Source organism: Streptomyces lunaelactis, assembly GCF_003054555.1.
Lineage (GTDB): Bacteria > Actinomycetota > Actinomycetes > Streptomycetales > Streptomycetaceae > Streptomyces > Streptomyces lunaelactis.
The window spans coordinates 8,059,719-8,077,803 of record NZ_CP026304.1; the positions used below are offsets into that span (position 1 = coordinate 8,059,719).

Sequence of the window (18,085 nt, forward strand, 5' to 3'; positions counted from 1 at the left end):
GGCCGGGCTCCCGTTCGGCGAGGGTTCGGCGTCACCCCATCTGGACGGGCAACGGGAAACACTTGGGAAACCCTTCCCCAGCAGGGCACTTCGCCGCCGGGGTCAGGCACGGGCGCAGGCGGGGCCGGGGGAGCGAGGGAGGCCGGGCATGAGCGTCTCCCGCTCCTTCGGGCCGATACCCTCCCGCAGCCGGCAGATCTCCGCGAGCCGGGCCCCGATGTCCAGGTTCCACAGACGTACGGTGCCGTCGTTGCTGCTGCTGGCCACGGTCCGTCCGTCGGGGGAGAAGTCGATGCCCCACACCGCGTTCGTATGACCCGTCAGAGCGGCCCACAGCCGCCGCCCGGCCACGTCCCACAGCCGCACCGTACGGTCGTTGCCGCTGCTCGCCAGCGTGCGGCCGTCGGGGGAGAAGCCGATGCCCCGCGCGGAGCCGGTGTGGCCGGTCAGCGCGGCCACGAAGCTGTGCCGCCGGGCGTCCCACAGCCGAACGGTCCCGTCGTTGCCGCTGCTCGCGAGAGTCCGCCCGTCCGGGCTGAAGGCCACACCCCGTACCGCGCCCGTGTGCCCGGTGAGCGTGGCCAGCGGGCGGCGAGCGGCGACGTCCCACAGCCGCACGGTCAGATCGTCACCGGCGCTCGCCAGGGTACGTCCGTCGGGGCTGAACGCGACATCGTTGGCAAAGTCCGTGTGGCCGGTGAGTGTGGCGAGCGCGCGGCGTGCGGCGACGTCCCACAGGCGGATCGTACGGTCGGCGCCGGCGGAGGCCAGCGTCCGCCCGTCCGGGGCGAAGGCCACCGAGAACACTTCTCCGCTCTGGCCGGTGAGTGTGGCGAGCGGGCGGCGCCCGGCGACGTCCCACAGGCGGATCGTGCCGTCGGAACCGGCGGAGGCCAGCGTCCGCCCGTCGGGCGCGAAGGCCACCGAGAACACGGTCTCGCGGTGACCTGTCAACGTCGCCAGGACCCGGCGCCTCGCCGCATCCCACAGCCGGACCGTGTGATCGGCGTCAGCGGTGGCGAGCAGCTTCCCGTCCGGGCTGTACGCGGCCTGCCAGATCTCGGTGAACGGCCGCGACGTCAGAACCGGGCCGCGGAGGTCCCAGAGCACCACGGACTGGTCGAACCCGGCGGTGGCCAGCACCGTGCCGCTGGAGTCCACGGCCACCCCGAGCACGTAGTCGGTGTGTCCGGCGAGCGTCGCGGTCAGCCGTCCGCTGCGCACGTCCCACAGCCGGGTCGTACCGTCTCCGCCCCCGCTGACGACCGTGGTGCCGTCGGGCGTGTAGGCGACCGAGTTGATGTCGTCGCTGTGCCCGGTCAGCGTCGCGGTCACCCGCCGTACGGCCACGTCCCACACCCGTACGGTCCGGTCGACGCCTCCGGTGGCGACCGTCCGCCCGTCCGGAGCGAACGCCGCACCCAGCACCTCGTCGGTGTGCCCCCTCAGAACGGCGAGCGGACGGGCACCTACCGCGTCCCACAGCCGTACGGTCCGGTCGGAGCCGGCCGAGACCAGGGTCCGGCCGTCCGAGGCATAGGCCAGGGCATTGATCCTTCCGGCGTGGCCGGTGAGGGACCCTACGGCCCGGTGGTTCCGGGTGGTGGCCCACAGGTGGATCGTCCCGTCGGCGGCTGCGGTGGCGAGCGTCCGTCCGCGGGGGTCGAAGGCCACCGCCCGCGCGCCCGTCGTGCTCGCGGGGAGAACCGCCTGCACACCGTGGTCGCCGGTGTCCCAGAGCCGTACGGGCCCATCCGTGGAGGTCGCCGCGAGCGTCCGGCCGTCGGGGCTGACGGCGACCGAGCGAACGCGCCCGGGGACGGTGAACGTCGCGATCGTCCGGCGGTCGGCCACCCGCCGCAGTGTCACTGTCCCGTCGGAACTGGCCGTCGCCAGCGACCGGTTACCCGGCGCGAAGGCCACCGCGTTGACCGGCCCGCTGTGCCCGCCGAGCCGGGCGGAGAATGGCTGGGACTGTGCGCTCAGGAGAGCCCCGCGCGCCTCGGTCGTCGCCTCGGTGCGGTAGGCCTCCTCGGCGAGCAGCATCGATGCCTCCGGCTGACCGGCGGCCAGGGAGGTGGACTGTACGGCGAGAGCCCGCGAGCGGGCGACGCGTTCCTGGTCGAGCGCGCCCGCGCGCTGCTGGTATGCCAGGCCTCCGGCGGTAAGGGCGAGGACCAGCAGGACGACAAGGGTGGCCAGCATCCGCTGCCGCAGCCGGACCTGGCGCCTGGCCTGCTTGCCCCGGCTGTCCTCCTCGGCCTGGCTCGCCTGGAGGAAAGCCTCTTCCTGGGGGCCGAGCCGGCTCCTGCCGTCCAGTTCGTCGGCCCACGAGCGGACGGTGTCCAGCCGGGTCCCGCGGTAGAGGAGGGAGGAATCGCGGCCCTCGCGCTCCCATTCGGCGGCGACGTGGGCCAGTTGCTGGTGTATCAGCAGGCCGGCCCGGTCGGCGTGGATCCAGCCGTGCAGCCGTGGCCAGGCGTGCAGCAGGGCCTCGTGGGTGATCTCGACCGTGTCGCTGTCCATGGTGATCAGGCGTGCCCGTACGAAGGTGTCGAGCGCCGCCGCGGCACCGTCCGCGTCGGCCAGCTGCTCCATCAGGTCGGTACGGCTCATCCGGCGCCGGGTCGGCCCGGTGCCGTCGGCGACATGGACCAGGCGCACCAGGACGCGGCGGATCGTCCTCTGCTCGGCCGGGTACAGGCGGGCGAAGACGTTCTCGGCCGTACGCGCGATCGCCCCCTGGATCCCACCGGTGTGCTCGTATCCAGCGACGGTCAGCGTGGCACCCTCGCGCCGCTGCCAGGTGGCCATCAGCGCGTGGGACACCAGGGGCAGCGCACCGGACGGCGTGAGGTCGGGTACGGTCCCCGGGGCCCCCGTACCCGGATCGTCGCGCAACCCGGCGTCCCGCAGGACCAGTTGGACCAGGCCCGGTTCGAGCCCGACTCCGGCGAGCTCCGCCGGTCGTGTGATCGACTCCCGCAGCTCCGCCACGGACATCGGGGGCAGCACGAACAGCCCGTCGGTGAAGACCGGGGCCAGCTCGGGAAGCTCCAGACAGCTCCCGGTGAAGTCTGCCCGCACGCCGAGCACCACGACGGCGGGGTCGTGCCCACCCGTCGCCGGCCGGGAGGTCGCCACGGCGGAGAGCACCTGGACGAAGGCCCGCCGCTCGTCCACGTCGGAGCAGAGAGTGAACAGCTCCTCGAACTGATCGACGATCAACACCGGACGGATGGGCGGGGGCTGCCGGTCCCCGGCGCCCGCCGACGTGTCGTCGATCAGTCCCCGGACAGCTTCGAGCAGCGTGTCGGGCCGGTCCTGTAACTCCCTTGCGGTGAGGCCGAGATCGCTTCCCAGGACCTTCGCGGTGCAGTCGAGCAGCTCGGCCAGCGGATGCGCCGTGGGCGTGAACGTCACCACCGGCCACCCGTCGGCGCCCGGCATCGGGAAGCCGCCGCTGCGCCGGAGAGCCGGCACGAGACCGGCGTTGAGCAGGGACGACTTCCCGGCGCCCGAGGGGGCGACCAGCATCAGCGGTCCGCTCCCGATCCGTTCGAAGACCCGCTCGACCAGCGCGGCCGTCGCACGCTCCCGGCCGAAGAACCATCCCGAGTCCCTGGGGGTGAACGCCGGCAGGCCCCGGTACGGGCATTCGCCGTCGGACTGCGGTCCCGGCGGAGCGGCATCGGATCCGGCGCCGCCGTCCTGCGGAGGGGTCTCCCGCAGCAGCCGGAGCAACTCGCCCTCTGCCCGCAGTATCTGGTCGCAGCGCCGTGCGACATCGATGGTCGCGCGCTTCGAACCGGTCTCGATCTTGCTCAGATAGCCCTTGCTGTAGTGCGTCTGCCGCGCCAGGTCGGCCAGTGACAGGCCGCGCTGCAGGCGTAATCGTCTCAGCTGTGCGGGGAAGGAAGGCGTCGCCCCTTCCGGCAGCTCGCTCGGGTTGTGGGCTTCGTGTCCGTACTGCTGCTCCCGCAAAGCATCCCCCATGGCAATGTGCGCCCAAGCCGTGAGACGGCGGTTGCCCAGGCTACTGCGGGGGTCGGACGTTGAACCGAGCCTTTCCTTTGGTGTGACTAAAACACGAACTTCCGGAACCGCCGAATGGCGGCTCCGGAAGCTGTCCACGCGGGGAGGAGGTTACGGCCGGTTGAGGACGATCGAGTTGATCGGCGTCATGTCCTTGTCGATGTACCAGCCGGACGGCAGGTGGCCCTGACAGCCCGTGCCGTTGTACCCGGTGCAGGTCTGCATGGTCGCGCCGCCGCTCTGGTTGTTGAAGATGCGGTACGTCCCGTACATGTTGCTGAGGTTGTGGGCCCCGTATGTGTAGTACTTGTGGGTCGGCCGGTCGTTGTTCCAGCCGGCGCCCGGGTACAGGCACACGTACCCGGAGTCGCACCCGTGGCTGGCCGTGGTCGCGGCCTGGGCCTGGGTCGCACCGACCGCGGTCACCGCGCCGGCGGCGAACACGAGCGCCGCAGCGGTTGTCATCATCTTGCGCATTGACTTCCCCCTTGAGGGTCTTGCTTTCGTGCTGACGCCCTCAGCCTGTCGCCGGTGCGCACCGGGGGTCGACGGGTTTCCTGTTGCCCGTCGGGCGTGCGGCCGGGAAACCGCCTGTGACCAGGCCGGTCACGGGACCGAGGTCAACAGGCGGGAAAGCCGCACGGGGGAGGCCGGCTGGACCAGGTCATCGCGCTGCCCTGCTCGGGCCGGAACCGCCCGGCGATACGCCACGTCTCTAGCAGTACGTCCTGGGTCACGTCCCCGGACTGCGCCGGATCCCGCAGCACCCGGCGTACGAGCCCCAGCACCCGGTGTGGACCGTTGCATCGGCAAACGCTCACTCGGGCATCATGGCCCGACGGTAACCAGCCCGCGAGTAGACCCGATTCCCACGGTCCCGCCACGGGGCGGACGACCTGGGTCGCATAACTGGCGTCACTTCAACGGACTTTGAATTGAGCGATGTCCAGCGATGCTTCCCCTCGTGGCGGCCGGGCGCCGGCCCGGCTGCCATTTCGCCCCGTCCCCGTGCGACTGTCCGGCCGATCCTGCCGGGCCGACAACGCAGCCAGGCGACAGCCATCGGCCCGCGACGCCGCCCGGACTTCCCCGGGGCCGCTTAGCGTGGGAGGGGACGGACCGCGCTACCGGGAGGACGAGATGGCGGCACCACCGAAGCACGCGCTGGCGAAATGGGAGAAGGTGCGGTCCTTTGCCCTTGGACTGCCCGGTGCCGGTGAGGAATTCCCGTGGGGCGAGACCGTCGTCAAGGTCAACAAGAAGATCTTTGTCTTTCTGGGAGTGGACGACGGCAGCTATCCGCTGGGTGTCGGTGTCAAGCTCAAGGACGAGGCGATGCACGCGCATGCCCTGTCGTGCCCGGGCGCCGAGCCGTCCGGCTACGGACTGGGGAAGGCGGGCTGGGTGCAGATCCCCCTCGCCCAGAAGGGCGCGCCGTCGGCGGAGGTGCTCTGTGACTGGGTGGAGGAGAGCTACCGCACCATTGCCACGAAGAAGCTGATCGCGGAGCTCGAGGCCCGCTGAGCATGCCGTGGGGGACGTGGGCCCTCTCCACACAGTGGGTGTTCTCATTCCCGCGGCAGGCGGCGCGCTGCACATGCAATCCACTCGGCGGCTCCGCCGTGACCTGTGTCTCTTGCCGCCGGACCGCGCTAAATCGCTGTCGGTCAGGGCCTCCCGCACGAAAGAATCAAGCATCACAAACGGGGGAGGAACCCATGAGCCAGGCGTACCTGACTCTTCAGGAGCTGCTGCCGCCGCAGGACTTGACGGCCGCACTCGATGCCGGGCATGTCACGCGCAAGTCGCACCCTGAGCTGCCGCTGTCGATCTACACCTACAGCCGGATCTGCCAGTGGGAGCGGATCTGGAACCCGGTGACCACGCGCTGCCGTGGCCTCGTCGCCGACGACGCCACAGGCGAGATCGTCGCTTTGCCCCTGCCGAAGTTCTTCAACGTCGGCGAGCACGAGGCCTGTCAGCCGTACGCGCCCGCCCTGCCGGACGAGCCGTTCGAGGTGTACGACAAGGTCGACGGCAGCCTCGCAGTGGTCTTCCACTACGCGGGCCGGTGGCGGGTCGCCTCCAAGGGATCGTTCATCAGCACGCAGGCGACCTGGGCGCAGTGCCGGCTCGACGCCAAGGACACCTCGGCTCTGACCCCTGGCGTCACCTACCTCGCGGAGATCCTGTACCCGCAGAACCGGATCGTCGTCGACTACGGCGACCGCCGGGACCTGGTGCTTCTCGCCGCGTTCGCCAAGGACGGCTCGGAGGTGCCCCTCGACGAGGCCGCGGCCGACTGGAAGGAGATCGGCTCGGTGGTCACCGTGTGGCCCGCCATGCCGCTCGCCGAACTGCTCGCGCTGACCGAGTCGAACACGATGCCCGGCGGGCGGACCGCCACGGGCACCGACGCCGAGGGCTTCGTCCTGCGCTTCGCGTCCGGTGTACGGGCCAAGGCCAAGCTCTCCGAGTACGTACGGCTCCACAAGGTGCTGACCGGCGTCACCGAGCGGGACATCTGGCGCAGCCACGGCATCCAGCGCTTCGCCGGTCTGCCTGCCAAAAAGGCGGCCCAGGCGCTCGGTTGCCCGGTCGCGGACATCGAGGTGTCGGGCGGCAGGCCCCTCGACGCGCTGCTGGAGCAGGTGCCGGACGAGTTCGACGCGTGGGTGCGCGAGGTGATCGCGCGTATCGAGCGCGACGCCGCGAACCGCGAGCGCGCCATCGACGAGGCCTTCGAGTCGATCGCGCACCTCGGCGGCGACCGGGGCGCCTTCGCCCGCGCCGCCCAGGCGCTGCCGGACGCGAGCATCCGCTCCACCATGTTCCTGCGCCTCGACGGGCGCCCGACCGAGCTCGTCACGTACCGGTCCTTGCGGCCGGAGGCAGCCGACCCGTTCACGACCGATGAGGAGAACTGACCAGTGCCCGTAGTACACGTCATGACGGGGCTGCCCGCCTCGGGCAAGACGACTGCCGCCCGGAAGCTGCAGGAGGAGTCCGAGGGCCGGATGCGCCGGGTCAACCTCGATGACCTGCGGGCCATGCTCGACGTCCCCGCGCCCGAGCGGGGCCGGTCGTACGCGCACGAGCAGACCGTGTTGGCGATCCAGGATGCTGCCGTACGGGCGGCTGTCGACGGTGGTTTCGACGTGGTCGTCGACAACACGCACCTGACGCCCCACATCCCCAAGCGGCTGAAGGCCGCGGTGGCCGGCCTGGCCACGTTCCTCGTGCACGACTTCACCGACGTACCCCTCGAGGAGTGCATCCGCCGGGACGCCGACCGACCCAGGGCAGTGGGCGAGGAGATCATCCGCATCCTGGCCGACAAGCATGCGAAGTCCACCCGGGGCGGCTGGCGCCTCACCGCCGACTGGCTGAACGATGAGCCCGCCGTCGAGCCGTACGTCCTCGACCCGGGGTTGCCGTCGGCGGTGATGTGCGACATCGACGGCACCCTCGCCATCAGGGGCGCCCGTGCGCCCTACGACTTCACCCGCTGCGGTGAGGACCTGCTCAACGTCTCGGTGCGCCGGGCCCTGGCCTCCTTCCAGCGCGCCGACAGCGACGTGATCGTGCTCCTGTCCGGGCGTGGCGAGGAGCACCGCCCGCAGACGGAGGCGTGGCTGGAGCGCCACGAGGTGCCCTACGACGAGCTGTGGATGCGTGCCGCGCGTGACGGCCGCCGCGACGATGTCGTGAAGGCCGAACTGTTCGATGCGCACGTACGTCACCGCTACGCGGTCCGGGTCTCGCTGGACGACCGCGACCGCGTGGTCGCCATCTGGCGCCGCATGGGCCTGCCCACCTGGCAAGTCAACTACGGCAACTTCTAGATCCACCCTCGGGGGACCGCCGACGCGGCCTCCCATCGGTGGCGCCGTGGCTATCGGGCCGACGGGGAGGGGGCGGGTCCGGGCCGCGGGCCGTACGCGGTCAGGAAGCGGTCGCGGAAGGTGTCCATCCGCCAGACCGGGGCCTTCGGGCCGGGCTTGAGGCCCTCGTGCCAGCCCCAGCCGGAGATCCGCTCCATCACGGCCGGGTCGTGGGCGACGATCGCGATGGGGACGTCCCGGCCGGCATCGTCGCCGGTGACGATCGGGGCCGGCTGATGGTCGCCGAGAAAGACGAGCACGGTGTTGTCGTCGCCGTACTTCTCCACCCAGGAGATGAGGCTGTTCACCGAGTACTCGATGGAACGCCGGTACTCGGTGCGCACTTGGTCGGCGTCCTTCCACACCTCCTTGGGGTCCTTGCCCTCCTCGCTCATGGCGTCGTAGACCGAGCCGTCACCGACCTCGTCCCAGCCGATCATCTTGGGGATGGGTGCCCAAGGGTTGTGGCTGGAGACGAGGATGATCTCCGACATCAACGGTTCGCGGCCCGGCTTGCTGTTCTCCAGGCGTTCGAAGGCCGACAGGCTGTACTGGTCGGGTACGGGCGCCCAGCTGAACTTCGGGCCGTTGTACCCGAGTTGCCGGGAGTCGTAGATTTCGTCGAACCCGTAGATCTGCCCCTCCGGCCATGCCCTGGTAACGCCCGGCATGATGCCGACCGTCCGCCAGGCACTGGCGCGCTGGAAGGCGCCGGTGAGGGTCAGGCGGTCGCTCGAGGTGACGCTCGTGTAGCGCTGCTGGTTGTTGATCCACAGACCCGACATCAAGGTGGAGTGGGCCAGCCAGCTGCCGCCGCCCGCCGTGGGGGAGGTGAGGAAGCCGCTCCGGGAGGAGAACCCGGCCGCGCGCAGTCGGCTCGTCCCGTCCGCGAGCACCGCGCCGACCTGCGACGCCATCTGCGGGTCCTGGACCGCGCTGCGGCCATAGCTCTCGACGAAGGCGAAGATGACGTCCTTGCCGCGCAGCCCGGTCAGCAGCTGGTCGGCGGGGGTGTCGCGGAAGTCGTCGACGGCGGTCAACTTGGCGAACTCCCGCTCGTCCTTCAGGCTCGCACGCACCTGGTGCGCGCGGTCCTGGACGAGCGTGGCCGTGCTCCGGGAAGCGACCGGTGTGCCGGCGATCTGCACGCCGAGCGCCACGCAGGCGATCCAGACGGTCCCGAGTACCAGGGTGGTACGGGTCGCCGTGGCGCTGTGCCGGACCATGAGGCGGCTCAGCCGGACGACCGCCAGCGCCATGAGGACGAGCAGGGCGAGGACGAGGACCACGATCCCGATCACGGCACCGATCGCGCCGGCCTGGCCGACCGAGTCCCTGAGGAACGCCTCGGCGTCGTCGAACAGAATCCAGTCGAGCACCAGGTCGAACGGCCGGTCGAGAGACCAGTAGAAGCCTATGTCGAGGAGCTTGAGGATGGTCAGCAGGCCGAGGCCCGCCCCGGCGAGCACCGCAACCACCCGCCTCGCCCTGGGCGGAAGGACGAGCAGCACGGCGGCGCCGGATATCCCCTCCACGGGGATGCGCACGAACGCGCTGGGTGTGATGCGGGTGAGTTCGTTCGGCAGGAGGAGGGCGAAGAGCACAAGGCCGACGGCCAGGGCGGTGCTCACCCGCGCCACGGTCCGCGCCGCGGCGGGGTGCTTGTCCCGCCAGCCGCTGCCTGCGACGGCCTGGTCGGGATCGCCGCTGGCGGCGGCTTCCTGATGGCCCATTGCACCCTCCGGCGTGGGCTCCGGGGGGCCGTCCGGCGTCGGACCCGCCTCTGTGGTTGCCTTGTCCGTTTTCGGCAGCTGACGAGAGCGCGTGAAGAGCGACAACCCGAAGGTCCTTCCGTGCGAAGCCCGGTGGTGGAACGGCGGACCAGGCTCGGGAGGTCGGGGCCGCCCTTATCTGTACGGCCTGCGGGCGGCTTCCGTTCAATCACCAGGCCCGCCCGTACGCTCGCCGGTACATCCGTCCGTACGCCCGAGAAGGTGTCCCAATGAACGACAGCCCGAACCATGTCGTCTTCGGAGCCGGAGCCATCGGCCTCGCCACCGTGGAGGCACTGAGGCGCCGCGGCGAAAGCGTCCGGCTGGTGAATCGGTCCGGCTCCGCTCCGGTCCCCGAGGACGTCGACGTCGTCGGAGGCGACGCCAAGGATCCCGCGTTCACCACCGCGGTCGCGCGGGGAGCCCGGGTCGTCTACCAGATCCTCAACCCGCCCTACCACCAATGGGTTCAGCAGTTTCCCGGCCTCCAGGCGGGCGTACTGGCCGCGGCCGAAGCCACCGGGGCGCGGCTGGTGAGCATGGAGAACGTCTATATGTACGGGCGCCCCGGCGGCCGGCCCTTCACCGAGACCAGTCCGAACGCGGCCACCACACGCAAGGGCCGTCTGCGGGGCGGGATGGCAGACCACCTACTGGCCGCCCATCGGGCGGGCCGCGTCGAGGTCGCGATCGGCCGCGCGTCGGACTACTTCGGGCCTCGCGGAGGAGGCCAGACCGTCCTCGGTGACCGCGTCTTCCGGCCCGCGCTGCGTGGGGCGACGGCCGGCGTTATCGGCGATCCCGACCAGCCGCATACGTACACCTACATCCCCGACATCGGCGAGGGCCTCGCACTCCTCGGCGAGCACCCGGATGCCGGCGGCGAGATCTGGCACCTGCCCAACGATCCCCGCACCCACACCACACGCCAACTCGTCGACATGGTCTACCACTTGGCCGGCCACTCGCGTACGAGACTGCGCAGCGTCCCCACCCTCGCCCTGCGCGCCCTCGGGATCTTCAACCCCACGGTTCGAGAACTGATAGAGATGCGATACGAGTTCGAGGAGCCGTTCATCGTCGACAGCGGCAAGATCACCGACCGCCTGGGTGCCACGGCCACCCCACTCGAAGAGGCCCTGGAGCAGACCCTCGCCGACTACCGAGCGCGGGCCCGGAACTCCTGACGCCCGGGAACCTGACGGCCTGGGCCGTGTCTGACCAATAGCGCCGTCCGCCCGCAGGGCGGCGGTCCGGCACGGCTCAGCCGGGCACATCCATACGCTGCGTGCCGATGACCGACAGCAGCCGCAGCGCCTCCTCGGACGGCGATCCTGGGTCGGCGGTGTAGATGACGACCCGCTGGTCCCGGTCGGCAATGTCCAGCACGTCGCAATTGACGGTGACGGGGCCGACAAGGGGGTGCTGGAGGGTCTTGTACAGAGTGGGTTCGGCGGTCACGTTGTGGGAGGCCCACAGCCGGGCGAACTCTTCGCTGCCGGCGAGGAGCTCGTCCACCAGCCCGCCCACCTCGGGGTCGTCGGGGTAGCGGGCGGCGGTGGCCCGCAGGTGCTGGGCCGAGGTCCGGGCGAACGCGTCCGTGTCCGACTGGCCGTACAGCGGTCGCCCCTCCGGGTGCGGCCCGAGGAAGACGCGGCGGACCAGGTTGCGGTCGCGGCGCGACAGGGCGGAGAAGTCCTCCATGAGAGCGGCCGCCAGGTCGTTCCAGGCAATGACCTCGTACGTCGCGGACATCACGATCGCCGCGGCCTGCGGCAGCCGGTGCAGCAGGTCGATGATGCTCTGCCGCACCTCGCGCGAGGGCCCGGCCGACGGGCCCGGGGGAGCGCCGGCGAGGTGGTGGAGGTGGTTGCGCTCGGCGTCCGACAGGCGCAGGGCGCGGGCGAGTCCGGCCAGCACCTCGCGGGAGGGGCGCGGTCCGCGGGCCTGCTCCAGTCGCGTGTAGTACTCGGTCGAGATGTACGCCAGCTGTGCCGCCTCCTCGCGGCGCAGCCCTGGGGTGCGTCGGCGCGGCCCGGCGGGCAGCCCCACGTCGGCGGGGGTGATCCGCTCGCGCCTGCTGCGTAGGAATGCCGCCAGTTCTAGTCTGTCCACACCCCCAGTGTGCGCGGGCGCCACGCTCCCAGCCAGGTACCGCCGGTGCCTGGATAGCTGGTGCGGCCGGACGCAGGCTCGTCGGCATGGACAACACACCGACCACCGACACATCCACCCCCTCCGCACCGACCGCCGCAGCCTCCGGCCTGCTGACCGACAAGGTCGTCTTCATCACCGGCGCCGGGCGCGGCATCGGTGCCGCCGCGGCCCGGCTGTTCGCCCGGGAAGGCGCCCGGGTGCTGCTCGCGGCCCGTACGGAGGCCCAGCTCAAGGCGGTGACCGAGGAGATCCGGGCGGCGGGCGGCACCGCGGACCACGTGGTGTGCGACCTGGCCGACGCGGCCGGCGTCCGCGCCGCCGTCGACCGCGCCGTGGACCTGTACGGCCGGCTCGACGCCGCCTTCAACAACGCTGCGACGAATGTGCCGCCGGGCCCGCTGGACCAGGTGCAGGAGGCTGACTTCGACCACCTCTACGCCGTCAACCTCAAGGGTCCCTGGCTGGCCATGGCCGCCGAGGTCGCAGCCATCCGCGCCACGGCCGGGACCGGCGCCATCGTCAACAACTCCAGCGTCGGCAGCCTGATGGGCAACCCCGAACTGCCCGCGTACGGCGCCATGAAGCGGGCGGTCAACAGCCTCACCGAATCGGCCGCCGTCACCTACGGCCCGGAGGGCATCCGCGTCAACGCCATCGCGCCCGGCACCACGCTCACCGAGATGGTGCGCGCATGGAACGAAAGCTCCCCGGGCATCGTCGAGCGGCTCAACGCACACACCCCGCTGCGCCGCGCAGCCGACCCGGACGAGATCGCCCAGGCCGCCGCCTGGCTCCTCAGTGACCGCTCCTCCTACGTGACCGGCACGGTGCTGAGGGTCGACGGCGGCATGCGGGCCTGAGCCCTGCTTGGGCGCCAGTTGGGAGCTCGCGGTGGACAGTGAGGAGTGCTTCTGCCTCACCCCACAGGCGCCCGGGCCGAACTCGCCGAAGCTGGCCAGGACAGACCCTGCCAGTAGTCAGTCCTGTCGAATGCGGGCGTGAAGGTGCACGTCATGCCAGCCGTCCGCATGCAGCCACGCCCCCCGACGGACGCCTTCCTCCTCGAACCCGGCCTTGACCGCGACGCGGCAAGACGCCCGATTAGCGGTCGAGTGCTCGAGTTCTATTCGGTGGAACCCGCCCTTCCCCAGAGCCCAATGTGTCAGCGCCATGACCGCGCGGGGGCACAGCCCACCACCGCGTGCTGATGGCACCATCCAGTAGGCGAGTTCGGCCTTACCGTCTGCCAGGATCAGCGACTTCAAAGCGACCCTGCCCAGAAGCGTCTCACTTTCGGCGTCGACCAGCTTCCAGTGGCCCCCGGTCTCGTCCTGCCAACTGCTCTGCCACCCCTCGATCCACTCCCGCGCTTCATCCACGGAATCAGCCCTCCGAACATGCCAGCGCTGGATCGCCGGATCCTGGAACGCCTGCATCAGCGCGGCTGCGTCTGTGAGCAGCCAAGGACGTAGCAACACATCACCTCCGACCGGCAAAGTGGGCTGGTCGGATTCGGCAAGATGACCAGCGGACATCGCAGGAGCGACCAAGGAAGGCATGACCGGCATTCTCCCAAGGCGACTCCTGGGGGCGCAGCAGCCCGCAGACAAATAACCCGCGTGCTTGAGATCAGGGGGAGGCCTACGCTGATCTGGCCAGGCTGCGGCACACCGTGCGGGCCGCAGCAGATCCACAGCGTGTACTGCTGCTGGGGGTAAGGATGTCCGTCGCGATCCGCGTGGCGCTGGCCACGTCGGCCATGGGGCGGCGCTGGGACGTGGACCTGCCACGGATGGTGGCGGCGCTTCGCGAGCGCGGGGTCGACGCCGTGCCGGTGGCGTGGGACGCCGATGACTTCGACTGGTCACAGTGCGCGGCGGTGGTCATCAGGTCCACGTGGGGGTACGCGGATCGGTGGCCGGAGTACCTGGCGTGGGTCGACGCGGTCGCGGCCGTGACGCGGATCGACAACCCGGCCGAGGTCGTGCGCTGGAACACCGACAAGAGGTACCTGCGGGAACTTGCCGATCGCGGGGTACCGGTCGTCCCGACCCGGTTCGTTGCCTCCGGCGAGGACGTCGTCCTCCCCGAGGGCCCCTTCGTGGTCAAGCCCGCTGTATCCGCCGGTGCCCGCGACAGCGCCCGGTACGCAGAACACCACCACGACTTGGCCGTACGGCACATCACCGCGCTCCACGCCGCCGGGGCGACCGCGATGGTGCAGCCGTACCTGTCCCGGATCGACGAGGGCGAACGGGCCCTCGTCTTCCTGGGCGGCGCGTTCAGCCACGCGATGCGCAAGGGGCCGGTCCTGACCGATGTCGGGGTGGTCGACAACGACCGGGCGGCGCATCCGGGGCTGGCGCCCCACGAACCCTCCGCCGCCGAGTTGGACCTCGCCGCCGCCGCGCTTGCGGCCGTACCCGGGCAGGACACCCACCTGTACGCGCGGGTCGATATGGCGCTCGGCGACGACGGATCACCGGTCGTGATGGAGCTGGAGCTCGTGGAACCCAACCTCTTCATCACCCACAGCGGCGGGCACGGGCTGCGGCGCTTCACGGACCTCGTACATCAACGGGCCGTGGCCGGCTGAGACGCCTTGGGATGGGTGTGACGGCCGACGTGACGTCCAGGGCCCACGCGCTCCTGAAAGCAGATCGACAGGGATGGTCAGCGTCGGCGGGCGACGCCGGCGCTGACCGCCGCGGCCTGGAGAGAGCGCACTGCCAGTAGCAGGACGCCGATGTCGTCCAGGAGGACCGGGTCGGGCAGGAGGTCGACGGGGCTCGCCAGGTAGATCAGGGCGCCCCAGAAGATCACCTTGTTCTCGACGGGAATTCCGGCGTCCCGGAGCAGCCTTCGTGTCCTCACCAGTCTGACCAGGAGCAGGCCGGCCAGCACCACGGTGGTGGCGATCAGCGCCGCGGCGACCGCCACCACCACCCACCATTCGGTACGCATGACTTCTCCCGTCTCTTGAGAGAAGTAATACCCCGCCGTGGCCCAGTCAGGTGCCGTCAGACGGGTGGCTCGGACGGGTTCGGAATCTCCACCGCTCGTCGTTCGAGGGCTTTGCAGGAACGGGCCTTGAAGGAGGCCGGAGGGGCCCTGAGAAACGAGGGTCTACGCCTCGGTTTCCTCGAACCGGGCGTCCAGAACCGTGTCGAGTTCCGCTGCCCACTCCTTGAGCACCCCTCTGGACGGGGCCTCCACATCGGCCTGGAACCAGCGCCTGCCGGACATATAGACCGTCACGCCGAACCGCCGCCCGAAACGCGGGGTGTCGATCTCCACCGCCCCGATCTCGTCCCAGCCGAACTCGGCTACCTCCTCGTCCAGCCGGAAGGTGATGCCGGCACGGTCGGCGACGATGGCACCTCGCCGGTCGGACACCTCGAAGACGGGCCCATCGTCCTCTTCGTCGGCAGGATCCTCCTGCGCGTTCGGGACGACGGCCTCCTCAGACGGGACAGCGTCCGTCGGTGTGGCCTCGCTGCCCTGCTCCAAAGCTGTGTCGTCCGCCTCGTCGGCCACCTCGGAGCCCGAGGGCACAAGACCGGGAATGTATGCCGGATCGAGCCCGGCGGCGTGCACCGGCGGGATGTCTGAACCTATGCGCTGCTTCTCCACGGCGAGCAGTATGGCCGACGGAACTGTGCGAGCCCCAGCGGGGGCGAAGTGACACGCGATCAGCGGGTGGGTCGGTACCTCAGCCGGGCGGTGCGGACGCTCTCTCGGACCCCACACAACGCCTGCCGACACCCTGCGCGAGGCCGTGCGCCGTATGGCAACCGCCCTCGCCGATGGACCTTCACCCTCGTCCGCTGCCCGGCGAGCGCACTGGGTCGCCTGAGAGCGTCCCGCCGCCGGCTCCCGCGTCCGCCGGCCGGGGACCGAAGCGGTGGCCACTTCCCTTGCCGGTGACGGCCAGGGGCCGGCTTTGGACCGCCCGTACTCGTGCATGGTCAGACGGTCCGCGACCGGCTGACCACGACCGGTCCTGCTGATTGCGACCATCCGGCCAGTAGTAGCCATGGGACCAGTTGGTCCGATCGCGGAAGGACACGGGATTCGTCATGACGTGATCATGCGACACGGACCGGTCCCCTGACACCCGCGTTCAGTGACCAGCCGCGCCGAACGGGACCTCTTCTTCGGCCGGTTGCCGCTGCTCACATGCCGCCCTATGGTTCCCGGGATGAGCAACTCCAATGCGGCTGCCGTCTTCACGACCGCCGACCTGGCCGAGGCGATACGCGCCGTCCGTACCTTGTTGGGCATTGCAGACGTCAGGCACGGGGAGGTCGACTTCGAAGGCGTGATCCGGTCGTCAGATGTCCTGGCGCACGTGCGCCACGTACTGCCCGACCTCGAATGGTGGGCGTTGGCCGGCAAGGAGTGCGGCTCGTCGGAGGCCGGCGGCGACCCTGCGGACTGTCTGCCGATCCGGGTATTCGACTGGGGCCGTCCGCTGGACCGCGCCGAGCCGTTCATCGCCGCCCTCGGGCCAGATCCCGCGGCTGTCCGGTGGGACCTGGACGGCTGGCCCGCGGTCCCCGAAGCGGGACTGGAAGAGGTCTCGCAGAAGTACGCGTACCTCACGCTCTCGGTGAACTCCCGGGACCTGTACCAGGACGAGCTCTCGCAGGACCACACCGTCCACGTGCACGTGCGGCGCGATGACCAGGCCGCCCGTATCCAATGGCTCGCCGATCAGGTGGGTGGCCGGTTCACCGGCAGGGTGGAAATGGCGCCGCTCTGACCCCCGCGAGCCCGCTGCTCCCCAGGCGTCGGGGCGTCTGCGCCGTCAGGTGATGTGGCGCAGCAGAGCGGCGACTACCGGGGGCGCTTCGCCCCGGGGCCGTACGACCATGACGTTCCAGTGCGGCGCGTGGCGTTCGAGCCGACGCACGGTCAGGTCGGGGAAGCGCGCGGCGATCGACTCGGGCATGATGCAGACGCCCAGATCGTGGCGGACGAGTTCGGACGCCGCGACGATGTCGTTGACCTCGAAGGTCGTGTCGCGCTCGACGAGGGCGGCACGGAACGCGCGGTCGACCGCATGGCGGATCGCCCAGCCGGGGGCGAAGTCCACCAGGGGCAGCCCGGCCACCTCGTCGAGTGCGACCTTTCCATCCCCTCCCGTTCCGGTGACGTCTCGCCGGGGAGAGGTCACCAGGACCATCTCCTCGCGGGAGAGCAGCCGGGTGACCAGCCCCCGCTGCTGCTGGCGGTCGAGGGCGACCACAGCCAGATCCACCGTGCCGTCGCGCAGCGCCTGACGGATGTCGGCCACCGCCGCCTGCCGGAGTCGGACGACCACGGCGGGATGCTCCGCCCTCAAGGCGGCCAAGGCGTGGTGGAGGCCGGCCCAGAGGCCTTGCATCGTGCCGACCGTCACCGTCCCCCGCAACAGCCCCTGCACGGCGTCCACCGCCGACCGTGCCTCTTCCGCGGCACGCAGCGCCGCACGCGCGGCCGGTACGAGCGCCTCGCCGGCCGGTGGTCCTGGCTCCGGAAACCGTCGAGCGGCCCGAGCCCCGGCCGCGGTACCGCCCCCAGCGCGTCAGCGTTCCCGACCGGGCCCGTCCCGCGTTCTTCGCCGCGGCCGGCGCGGCTCTGCTCATCTTCGCGGTCTTCGGCCTCTTCACCTCGCTGACGCCGGTCGTGCTCAAGGACCTGCACGTTGCTTCCCCCACCGTCACCGGACTCGCGGCCTTCCTGGTCTTCGGCTCGGCGGCGCTGGCGCAGATCCTGCTCGCCCGCCTGAGCACCCGCACCCACCTGATCGCGGGACTGGGGTTCCTCGCGGTCGGCATGGCCGTACTGACCACCGCGGTCTGGACTGCCGACCTCCCGTTGTTCCTCGTCGGTGGCGTGGTCTCCGGCGCGGCTGCCGGTACGGCCTTCAAGGGCAGCGTCAGTACGGTGCTGTCGCTGGCTGTGCCCGAGAGGCGCGGAGAGACTCTCACCGGGCTGTTCCTCGCCGCCTATCTGGGGCTGTCCGTCCCGGTTCTGGGGCTGGGACTGGCCGCGCAGACGGTGCCGGTCCGCGACGCCGTGCTGGTCTTCGCCGGCCTCGTCGCCGTCCTGGCGGTCCTCCTGGCGCGCCGGTTCGCCCGGCGATGAGCGGCTGATCGGCGGATGAACGGCGACCTGTCGCGTACGGGGGTGATCGAGATGTGTTCGGCAACGTCCAGGAGCAAGCCGGCACGCTCAACGGGCGGTCACCCA

At 70.7% G+C, this 18,085-nt stretch carries 16 protein-coding genes and 1 pseudogene; 8 read left to right on the forward strand and 9 right to left on the reverse strand.

The genetic code is table 11. The features are described from left to right. Window positions 1–102: 102 nt before the first annotated feature. The 3 genes and pseudogenes from SLUN_RS36845 to SLUN_RS41830 form a co-directional block, all read right to left on the reverse strand. Window positions 103–3,996, reverse strand: coding sequence for an nSTAND1 domain-containing NTPase (locus tag SLUN_RS36845; RefSeq protein ID WP_108154209.1), 3,894 nt, complete (start codon window positions 3,994–3,996; stop codon window positions 103–105). Between the two features lie 150 nt (window positions 3,997–4,146). Continuing rightward, the gene (locus SLUN_RS36850) at window positions 4,147–4,512 is read right to left on the reverse strand and encodes a hypothetical protein (RefSeq protein ID WP_108154210.1); all 366 of its coding nucleotides are present in this window, start codon (window positions 4,510–4,512) and stop codon (window positions 4,147–4,149) included. Window positions 4,513–4,694: 182 nt separating this feature from the next. Next, window positions 4,695–4,838: pseudogene (locus tag SLUN_RS41830) on the reverse strand (sigma factor); the annotation flags it as partial. A 337-nt stretch (window positions 4,839–5,175) separates the two neighbouring features. Here SLUN_RS41830 and SLUN_RS36860 point away from each other — a divergent pair. From SLUN_RS36860 to SLUN_RS36870, 3 genes are all read left to right on the forward strand, one after another. Further along, the gene (locus SLUN_RS36860) at window positions 5,176–5,559 is read left to right on the forward strand and encodes an MmcQ/YjbR family DNA-binding protein (protein ID WP_108154211.1); all 384 of its coding nucleotides are present in this window, start codon (window positions 5,176–5,178) and stop codon (window positions 5,557–5,559) included. Between the two features lie 194 nt (window positions 5,560–5,753). Beyond that, window positions 5,754–6,962 (forward strand): T4 RnlA family RNA ligase, encoded by a 1,209-nt coding sequence (locus SLUN_RS36865; RefSeq protein WP_108154212.1) that lies wholly within the window; start codon window positions 5,754–5,756, stop codon window positions 6,960–6,962. A gap of 3 nt (window positions 6,963–6,965) precedes the next feature. After that, a complete protein-coding gene (locus SLUN_RS36870) occupies window positions 6,966–7,880 on the forward strand; it encodes a phosphatase domain-containing protein (protein WP_257153869.1) in 915 nt (304 codons plus the stop codon). 50 nt (window positions 7,881–7,930) lie between these two features. Here SLUN_RS36870 and SLUN_RS36875 read toward each other — a convergent pair whose 3' ends face one another. After that, on the reverse strand, window positions 7,931–9,652 hold the full coding sequence (locus SLUN_RS36875) for an alkaline phosphatase family protein (protein WP_254709807.1): 1,722 nt from the start codon (window positions 9,650–9,652) through the stop codon (window positions 7,931–7,933). A gap of 269 nt (window positions 9,653–9,921) precedes the next feature. On the opposite strand from SLUN_RS36875, the gene SLUN_RS36880 reads away from it, so the two are divergent. Beyond that, the gene (locus SLUN_RS36880; protein ID WP_108154215.1) at window positions 9,922–10,878 is read left to right on the forward strand and encodes an NAD-dependent epimerase/dehydratase family protein; all 957 of its coding nucleotides are present in this window, start codon (window positions 9,922–9,924) and stop codon (window positions 10,876–10,878) included. A 76-nt stretch (window positions 10,879–10,954) separates the two neighbouring features. On the opposite strand, the gene SLUN_RS36885 is transcribed toward SLUN_RS36880, so the two are convergent. Next, complete coding sequence (locus tag SLUN_RS36885; protein ID WP_108154216.1) at window positions 10,955–11,806, reverse strand: helix-turn-helix transcriptional regulator; 852 nt, start codon at window positions 11,804–11,806, stop codon at window positions 10,955–10,957. 86 nt (window positions 11,807–11,892) lie between these two features. On the opposite strand from SLUN_RS36885, the gene SLUN_RS36890 reads away from it, so the two are divergent. Next, window positions 11,893–12,708 (forward strand): SDR family NAD(P)-dependent oxidoreductase, encoded by an 816-nt coding sequence (locus SLUN_RS36890; protein ID WP_108154217.1) that lies wholly within the window; start codon window positions 11,893–11,895, stop codon window positions 12,706–12,708. A gap of 117 nt (window positions 12,709–12,825) precedes the next feature. Here SLUN_RS36890 and SLUN_RS36895 read toward each other — a convergent pair whose 3' ends face one another. Further along, window positions 12,826–13,407, reverse strand: a complete 582-nt coding sequence (locus SLUN_RS36895) for a GNAT family N-acetyltransferase (protein WP_108155153.1) — start codon at window positions 13,405–13,407, stop codon at window positions 12,826–12,828. 161 nt (window positions 13,408–13,568) lie between these two features. Here SLUN_RS36895 and SLUN_RS36900 point away from each other — a divergent pair, with 161 nt between their 5' ends. Continuing rightward, entirely contained in the window at window positions 13,569–14,444 is an 876-nt protein-coding gene (locus SLUN_RS36900; protein ID WP_108154218.1) for an ATP-grasp domain-containing protein, read from the forward strand. A gap of 77 nt (window positions 14,445–14,521) precedes the next feature. Here SLUN_RS36900 and SLUN_RS36905 read toward each other — a convergent pair whose 3' ends face one another. Beyond that, entirely contained in the window at window positions 14,522–14,812 is a 291-nt protein-coding gene (locus tag SLUN_RS36905; RefSeq protein WP_108154219.1) for a DUF1232 domain-containing protein, read from the reverse strand. Between the two features lie 162 nt (window positions 14,813–14,974). Beyond that, entirely contained in the window at window positions 14,975–15,481 is a 507-nt protein-coding gene (locus tag SLUN_RS36910; RefSeq protein ID WP_108154220.1) for a hypothetical protein, read from the reverse strand. Between the two features lie 568 nt (window positions 15,482–16,049). Between SLUN_RS36910 and SLUN_RS36915 the strand changes: the two genes are divergently transcribed. After that, a complete protein-coding gene (locus SLUN_RS36915) occupies window positions 16,050–16,613 on the forward strand; it encodes a hypothetical protein (RefSeq protein ID WP_108154221.1) in 564 nt (187 codons plus the stop codon). A 45-nt stretch (window positions 16,614–16,658) separates the two neighbouring features. On the opposite strand, the gene SLUN_RS36920 is transcribed toward SLUN_RS36915, so the two are convergent. Next, window positions 16,659–17,285, reverse strand: coding sequence for a LysR substrate-binding domain-containing protein (locus SLUN_RS36920; RefSeq protein WP_306610737.1), 627 nt, complete (start codon window positions 17,283–17,285; stop codon window positions 16,659–16,661). Window positions 17,286–17,353: 68 nt separating this feature from the next. On the opposite strand from SLUN_RS36920, the gene SLUN_RS36925 reads away from it, so the two are divergent. Continuing rightward, window positions 17,354–17,980 (forward strand): MFS transporter, encoded by a 627-nt coding sequence (locus SLUN_RS36925; RefSeq protein WP_159100420.1) that lies wholly within the window; start codon window positions 17,354–17,356, stop codon window positions 17,978–17,980. Window positions 17,981–18,085 lie beyond the last annotated feature (105 nt).

What these genes read in the sequence shown, in the direction of transcription:
- SLUN_RS36845 (WP_108154209.1), bottom strand. Translation starts at nt 3,996, where the DNA reads ATGGGGGATGCTTTGCGGGAGCAGCAGTACGGACACGAAGCCCACAAC.
- SLUN_RS36850 (WP_108154210.1), bottom strand. Translation starts at nt 4,512, where the DNA reads ATGCGCAAGATGATGACAACCGCTGCGGCGCTCGTGTTCGCCGCCGGC.
- SLUN_RS36860 (WP_108154211.1), top strand. Translation starts at nt 5,176, where the DNA reads ATGGCGGCACCACCGAAGCACGCGCTGGCGAAATGGGAGAAGGTGCGG.
- SLUN_RS36865 (WP_108154212.1), top strand. Translation starts at nt 5,754, where the DNA reads ATGAGCCAGGCGTACCTGACTCTTCAGGAGCTGCTGCCGCCGCAGGAC.
- SLUN_RS36875 (WP_254709807.1), bottom strand. Translation starts at nt 9,652, where the DNA reads ATGGGCCATCAGGAAGCCGCCGCCAGCGGCGATCCCGACCAGGCCGTC.
- SLUN_RS36880 (WP_108154215.1), top strand. Translation starts at nt 9,922, where the DNA reads ATGAACGACAGCCCGAACCATGTCGTCTTCGGAGCCGGAGCCATCGGC.
- SLUN_RS36890 (WP_108154217.1), top strand. Translation starts at nt 11,893, where the DNA reads ATGGACAACACACCGACCACCGACACATCCACCCCCTCCGCACCGACC.
- SLUN_RS36895 (WP_108155153.1), bottom strand. Translation starts at nt 13,407, where the DNA reads ATGCCTTCCTTGGTCGCTCCTGCGATGTCCGCTGGTCATCTTGCCGAA.
- SLUN_RS36900 (WP_108154218.1), top strand. Translation starts at nt 13,569, where the DNA reads ATGTCCGTCGCGATCCGCGTGGCGCTGGCCACGTCGGCCATGGGGCGG.
- SLUN_RS36905 (WP_108154219.1), bottom strand. Translation starts at nt 14,812, where the DNA reads ATGCGTACCGAATGGTGGGTGGTGGTGGCGGTCGCCGCGGCGCTGATC.
- SLUN_RS36915 (WP_108154221.1), top strand. Translation starts at nt 16,050, where the DNA reads ATGAGCAACTCCAATGCGGCTGCCGTCTTCACGACCGCCGACCTGGCC.